This is a genomic window from Wolbachia endosymbiont of Atemnus politus, from assembly GCF_013309895.1.
This window is the reverse complement of the sequence record NZ_JAAXCS010000080.1, coordinates 1-6,421: the sequence shown is the minus strand read 5'-3', so window position 1 is coordinate 6,421 and position 6,421 is coordinate 1. Positions and strand designations below refer to the sequence as shown.

The following is a 6,421-nucleotide window of genomic DNA, read 5'->3' as shown; positions in this document are numbered from 1 at the left end:
TTACCTCTAATTATACTTTAACCCATCAACCACATACTGTGGTACTTGCTCATAACAAGAAAAATGCATACTATATTGAGCTCTTCCTTGAGATATAGAACGCAAGACATTTATATAACCAAACATACTTGCAAGAGGTACTAAAGCAAGGATTATAGCACTATTATTGTGCGTTTCCATACTTGAAACCTGCCCTCTTCTACTATTCACATCACCCATAATATCACCCATATATTCTTCAGGTGTAATAATCTCAACTTTCATTATGGGCTCCAACATCTTTGGACCAGCTTTATTTGCCATTTCCTTAAAAGCACCTTTAGCAGCTAGCTCAAAAGCCAAAGGACTTGAATCAACTTCATGAAAGGCACCATCAATAAGAGTAGCCTTAAAATCAATAACTGGAAAACCAGAGATCATTCCCCCTTCTTTTATCAATTCCAAGCCATTTTGCACACCAGGAATATATTCTTTTGGAATTGCACCACCTACTATCTTACTTTCAAATTGAAATCCAGAACCAGGCTCAAGAGGTTCAAACAAAATCTTTACCTTAGCAAATTGACCAGCACCACCTGATTGTTTTTTGTGAGTGTAATCAATTTCAACGGATTTAGTAATAGTCTCACGATATGCAACTTGAGGCGCACCAACATTAACACCAACATTAAATTCACGTTTTACTCTATCTGTAATAATTTCAAGGTGCAGTTCACCCATACCTTTCAATATAGTCTGACCACTTTCTGCATTTACTGACATTCTTAAAGAAGGATCTTCTGCAACTAATCTATTTAAAGCAATACCCAATTTCTCCTGATCCGAAGTGGTTTTAGGCTCCACAGCAATTTCAATAACAGGTTCAGGAAATTCCATACGTTCTAATAGTATAGGAAAACCATGTGAACATAAAGTGTCACCAGTAATTGTTTTTTTTAATCCAACTAAAGCAACTATATCCCCAACCTTAGCCTCACTTATATCCTCTCTGTTATTTGCATGCATAAGCAGCATTCTACCAATTCCTTCAGTCTCATTTTTTCCTGCATTCAATACAGTAGATTTAGATTTTAACCTACCAGAATAAATACGAATAAACGTTAAGCTACCCACAAATTTATCTGTCATCACTTTAAATGCAAGAGCAACAAATTTTTCTTGCTCTGAAGGCCTAATCACAATTTTCTTTTCTGAGTCCTTAGGATCAGTTCCAACAATTTCATCAACATCAATAGGAGAAGGCAGAAAATCGACTATACCGTCTAAAAGTGGCTGTACCCCTTTATTCTTAAAAGCTGATCCACATAATACAGGAACAAATGTTCCTTTAATAGTTCCGTCTCTCACACACTTCTTCAGTAAGTCTACTGGCAGGTCGTTAGATTCAAAATAAGTGTTCATTGCCTCATCATCCATTCCAGCCGCAGTGTCTAACAAAAGATTTCGGTACTGTTGAGCCTTATCAAGCAAATCGGGAGGAATATCTTCATAGAAAAATTCAGCACCCAACGTCTCTTCCTTCCATATAATAGCCTTCATAGAGATAAGATCCACTATGCCTTTAAAATCTTTCTCACTTCCTATTGGTAGCTGAATGACCAAAGGCACTGCCCCAAGCTTGCTTGTAATCATATCGACACATCGATAAAAATTCGCTCCTATTCTATCCATTTTGTTGACAAAACAGATACGAGGAACATTATATTTATCAGCCTGACGCCAAACAGTTTCAGATTGAGGTTCAACCCCTGCAACTCCATCAAATACAGCAACCGCACCATCTAAAATTCTTAAAGACCTTTCAACCTCGATAGTAAAATCAACGTGCCCAGGAGTGTCTATTATATTGACTCTATGATCAGTCCAAAAACAAGTTGTTGCAGCAGATGTGATTGTAATACCACGCTCCTTTTCCTGCTCCATCCAATCCATAGAAGCTGCACCATCATGTACTTCACCAATTCTATTTTGTTTGCCAGTATAAAATAAAATACGCTCCGTTGTAGTAGTCTTACCAGCATCTATATGAGCCATTATACCTATATTTCTGTATTTAGATATATCAATTTCCATATCACCATCAATTAGCTAACATCAAAACCGAAGATGAGAAAAAGCCTTGTTAGCCTCGGCCATCTTATATTTTTCTTCACACATCTTAAATGCACCACCGCGTTTATTATAAGCATCTATTATTTCAGATTGTAGACAATCAGCAGAAGTTTTTCCACTCTTCTTTCGAGCAGCAGAAGCGGCCTTAGCAATCCACCTTAATGCCAAAGAGATTGCTCTATCTTTCCTCACTTCAACCGGCACTTGATAAGTTGCACCACCAACACGACGAGAACGCACTTCTATAGAAGGCGTAACATTTTCCACCGCTGTTTCAAAAATTGATATCCCGCTTTTATCTATTTTTTTCTCAGCTAAAGATAAAGCACCATAGACAATTTTTTCCGCAATGGATTTTTTACCACATTTCATAATTACATTAATGAAACGCATCAACAAAATACTACCGTAACGCGAATCAGGACTTATCTCTCTCTTTTTTGTTTTATTCCGACGAGCCATAAACTTTAACCAGATTTCTTTACACCATATTTTGAGCGGGCTTTCTTTCGATTTTGCACACCACGCAGATCAAGAGCACCCCTTATTATGTGATAACGCACACCCGGCAAATCTTTTACTCGCCCACCGCGTATCAAAACAACAGAGTGCTCTTGTAAATTATGGCCTTCACCAGGTATATAAGCTGTCACTTCACCATACCCACTAATTCTTACTCTAGCTACCTTACGTAATGCTGAGTTAGGTTTCCTAGGAGTCGTAGTATACACTTTAGTGCAAACACCCCTCCTCTGAGGATTGTTTTCCCCTAAAGCAGGCACCTTTTTCTTATAGGATAATTTTAACCTGCCCTTACGTACTAACTGATTTATCGTAGGCATATATTAAAAACTCAAGCTCATAAAAATAACTTAAGTCCCAGTTATAAAATAATAAACCCCAATAGTCAATATAAAAATAAAAATTATTATTCTAATAATTTTAGCCCAACTCCTATGATTGTTGCCCAATGGAAACTCCAAATTCTGTGGAATCTCTTAACGCCAACTATGGATAGATAACTTGCTGAAAAGCTTGTCTACTTTACAACAAATTTAGTAAAAACTAAAAAATATCGCTATTTTACATAAATCTGATTTTATTTAGAATAGGGAAGTTACTGAAATTCTTGAATTCTTAGTGAATAGTAGTGAAGTTTTTTTACTCAAATTTAGGTGTTCATTGACAGTTTTTATTATAAATGCCAGAATAATAAGCTATTGGTGTTATAGTATTTTTTAATTTCTAATCCATAGTTAGCGTTTTTAAGACCCAGATAGCATTTGTTTGATGGAAGTATAAGGAGATAATAGCTTCCCATCTCATAATTTAAGCAACCCTATAGCATTCTCTTGCGCCTAGAAATACAATTTTTTGCTGTACTGATTTCACTACCATATAATATATACGATCAATATGATTAATCGCTCTAAATGAGATGGAAAGATGAAGGTATCATTATAGCTGCCAAAAAGTACGGTGATAAAAACTTAATTCTTTCTCTGTTTACGAAAAATCACGGAAAGCGCAGAGGATTAACTAGGCTAACAAACGCTAGCAACTATAAGTTTCAAATAAGCAATCTATTACATGCAGAATGGAGCGCTAAACTACTTGAAAATCTAGGATTTTTTAAGTGCGAATTGATTGAATCTCCATCTCATCATTTCTTTCAGGACAGGTTAAAAAGCATCGCTATTGTTTCTTTCTCTTCCATTTTGGAAAAAGTGCTTCCAGAAAGTGAATCTTGCGCTGTACTGTACGATAATTTTCGATATTTTATCGACGTAATTAAGTACAATAATGAATCCTGGCAAGGTCATTACCTCAATTTAGAGCTTTTGCTTCTTACACAACTCGGGTTTAAGTTAGACCTATCCAAGTGTGCTGTAACAGGTGCTCAGGAAGATTTACAATTTATTTCTCCAAAAACCGGCAGAGCAGTGTCAAAAAAAGCAGGAGATTATTATGCAGATAAACTACTACCTTTTCCACAAATGTTGCATAATGTATATAATAACAACCTGCAAAACAGCTACTCATATCAAGAATTTCAGCTAGGACTGAAAGTCACAGGATATTTCTTAAATAAGTATCTATTCTCGCAGTTAAACATGAAATTTCCCGAGCCGAGAAAACTCATGCTTTCGCTTTAATAGACTTCTTGCATAACAAACTTTTAGCAGCACGTGGATGAAACGAAGAAACTCCTTGACAACCCCCACCAATCTTTTTATCATGATAATGAAGCTATTTTATTTATCTTCGCAATCTGTACAATGGTACAAATTAAAAATCTTCCCGTCCTCCGCTGGTTCTTCGACCTGAAATCTTATTTCCACCTGGTCACGGCCTATGTCTATTTGTCCTATCAATGCTTTAATAATGCCACGTTTAGCTCCCCAATCTAGCTGTTCCAAGTTTGGTTTTATACTAGAATAAAAATTCTTTATGATACTTATAATACGGTTTATTCCTGTTTCTACTGCATTCCGATCAACTGCCTTCTTTTTCTCTTCTTCTATTTCTTGCAAGTGTTTTTTCATTTTTCTCATCGTCTGTTTAAATTCTTCCTCACTTATATATCTTTTCTCCCCTGCATTTTCTTGGCTATAATAATCTTCCATTAGTTCTTTGATCCTTCCTTTTATTTGGTTTTCCCTTCTTGCAAACTTTTCCTCTGGCGATTCATTATTTTTATTTTCTGAAATTCTTCGTTGATATTCCTTTTTTATCATCTCTGGGTTTTTTAGTAAATCTTTTACCTTTTCCAATATAGCTATTTCTAACATATCTGCACGAACCAACTTATTCTTACATTTTTCCTTACCATTAGTTATATGTAAAGCACCACTACATCGATAATAGCTATGCTTTTTTTTTCCACCTCCAGATTGCGCACCACTATATGCATATCCACAGTTTTGACATACAACTAGCGTTTGTAGTAGATATTTTTCTTTTCCTCCCTCTTTCTGTATTCTTGCCTTCTTTCTATTTTCATCTAGTTGCTTTTGTACTTTATTAAATAGTTCTTCATCAACTATCTTTGGTACTGGTATATATATCCAACTTTCTTCATCTGTCCGACTGACTGAAACCTTTTTTCTTCCTCTTCTTTTTACTCTTTTTAATTTACCAAATGCCATTTCTCCCTTATATGCTGTATTTTTTAGTATATTCAGAATTGTTGCTGGACTCCAAACATCCTTTCCTTTTCTTGTTCTTATTGACCTATCTCTTAGTCTACGTATAACTTCCCTTGTGCTTATTCTTTCTTGTCCTATCCATATGAATATTTGCCTTACTATTTTTGCTTCCTCTTCATTTATTTCAACTCTTGTCTTATCTCTATCTACATGCTTTATACGCTTGTAACCAAAAGGTACAATATTAATCACACTTACACGACCTTCTTTTGCTCTATGGCGTTTTCCTCTTCGACTCCTTTCTACAGTTTGTTTTATTACAAAAGTTCCAAATGCTCCTTGCATATCTGTCATTAAATCGGATTCAGGAGTATTATCAACCTTATGATTTGAAAAGATTACTTCTACCCTGGCCTCTTTAAATTCATCTATTAAAATTCTTTGATGTATAAGATCACGTGACAAACGATCAAGTGAATGTATGTAAATTTTGTTGATTTTTCCTTCTGCTACTTTATTGCACAAATTCTTTAAACCTTCACGTTTCAAAGTGAATCCGCTACGAGCACTATCAATAAATATGTATTCATCTAATAGTTCATGTCTATCTACAGCAATTCTATGTTTAAGCTCGGCTATTTGGCTCTTTATTGTGTTGTTCTGTTCTTGGTTCTTCGATGATACTCTTGCATACAAGGCCACTGTTGTCATTTTTTTCTACCTCCTTTTCATTGTTTCTTTTAACTGCAAATTCTAGTAACAGATCATAAGCATCTGCTAGATGTTGCTCTGCTAACTCATCAGGCTCATATCGACAAGTTACAGTTAATGTTCTTTTTCTCATGTTTTCTCCTGTAAATACTCCCTTTTTCCATCAAAAAAGGCGTAGCTTTTGTGTGAAATTTTAGAAATAAAAAGTTCTATAGCTGTAGTATAGCTCTTCTTATAATAGTCCGAACGGGGTAAGTTTATAGCTATTGTTACATCGGACTATTGTCACCCTTTCTCCGTATCATTTAGCCATTTTTCTACTTCTATCGGGTCTTCCATTGCCACTATCACACCTGCCTTTCCGATATAACCGTTAGTTTTTCTAGAAATTCACCCTGTCTATTTGCGATTTTTGCGTTCTCTAACATTTCTGTTATCTCTTTATTATT

6 protein-coding genes are annotated in these 6,421 nt (G+C 35.3%); 1 reads left to right on the top strand and 5 read right to left on the bottom strand.

Features of this window, described 5'->3' with window-relative positions; all coding sequences use genetic code 11:
• Positions 1-6 precede the first annotated feature (6 nt).
• Genes fusA through rpsL form a run of 3 tightly spaced genes read right to left on the bottom strand, consistent with a single transcriptional unit; the run spans position 7 to position 2,954 of the window.
• Entirely contained in the window at positions 7-2,073 is a 2,067-nt protein-coding gene (gene fusA / locus HET73_RS05475) for an elongation factor G (protein ID WP_174134151.1), read from the bottom strand.
• A 21-nt stretch (positions 2,074-2,094) separates the two neighbouring features.
• Complete coding sequence (gene rpsG / locus HET73_RS05470) at positions 2,095-2,574, bottom strand: 30S ribosomal protein S7 (protein ID WP_174133294.1); 480 nt, start codon at positions 2,572-2,574, stop codon at positions 2,095-2,097.
• Between the two features lie 5 nt (positions 2,575-2,579).
• Positions 2,580-2,954: a 30S ribosomal protein S12 gene (gene rpsL, locus HET73_RS05465; RefSeq protein WP_174133295.1), complete on the bottom strand. Its 375-nt coding sequence runs from the start codon at positions 2,952-2,954 to the stop codon at positions 2,580-2,582.
• A 591-nt stretch (positions 2,955-3,545) separates the two neighbouring features.
• Between rpsL and recO the strand changes: the two genes are divergently transcribed.
• Positions 3,546-4,268 carry a DNA repair protein RecO gene (gene recO, locus HET73_RS05460; RefSeq protein ID WP_174134150.1) on the top strand — a complete coding sequence of 241 codons (723 nt, stop codon included), beginning with the start codon at positions 3,546-3,548 and terminating at the stop codon, positions 4,266-4,268.
• Between the two features lie 99 nt (positions 4,269-4,367).
• On the opposite strand, the gene HET73_RS05455 is transcribed toward recO, so the two are convergent.
• On the bottom strand, positions 4,368-5,972 hold the full coding sequence (locus tag HET73_RS05455) for a recombinase family protein (protein ID WP_174134149.1): 1,605 nt from the start codon (positions 5,970-5,972) through the stop codon (positions 4,368-4,370).
• The gene (locus tag HET73_RS05450) at positions 5,887-6,105 is read right to left on the bottom strand and encodes a hypothetical protein (protein WP_174134148.1); all 219 of its coding nucleotides are present in this window, start codon (positions 6,103-6,105) and stop codon (positions 5,887-5,889) included. Before HET73_RS05450 ends, HET73_RS05455 begins: the two co-directional genes overlap by 86 nt.
• Between the last annotated feature and the right edge of the window lie 316 nt (positions 6,106-6,421).

Bases quoted from the DNA above. Each gene is read 5' to 3' on its own strand.
- HET73_RS05455 (WP_174134149.1), bottom strand. From the start codon at position 5,972: ATGACAACAGTGGCCTTGTATGCAAGAGTATCATCGAAGAACCAAGAA.
- HET73_RS05450 (WP_174134148.1), bottom strand. From the start codon at position 6,105: ATGAGAAAAAGAACATTAACTGTAACTTGTCGATATGAGCCTGATGAG.
- recO (WP_174134150.1), top strand. From the start codon at position 3,546: ATGAGATGGAAAGATGAAGGTATCATTATAGCTGCCAAAAAGTACGGT.
- fusA (WP_174134151.1), bottom strand. From the start codon at position 2,073: ATGGAAATTGATATATCTAAATACAGAAATATAGGTATAATGGCTCAT.
- rpsG (WP_174133294.1), bottom strand. From the start codon at position 2,574: ATGGCTCGTCGGAATAAAACAAAAAAGAGAGAGATAAGTCCTGATTCG.
- rpsL (WP_174133295.1), bottom strand. From the start codon at position 2,954: ATGCCTACGATAAATCAGTTAGTACGTAAGGGCAGGTTAAAATTATCC.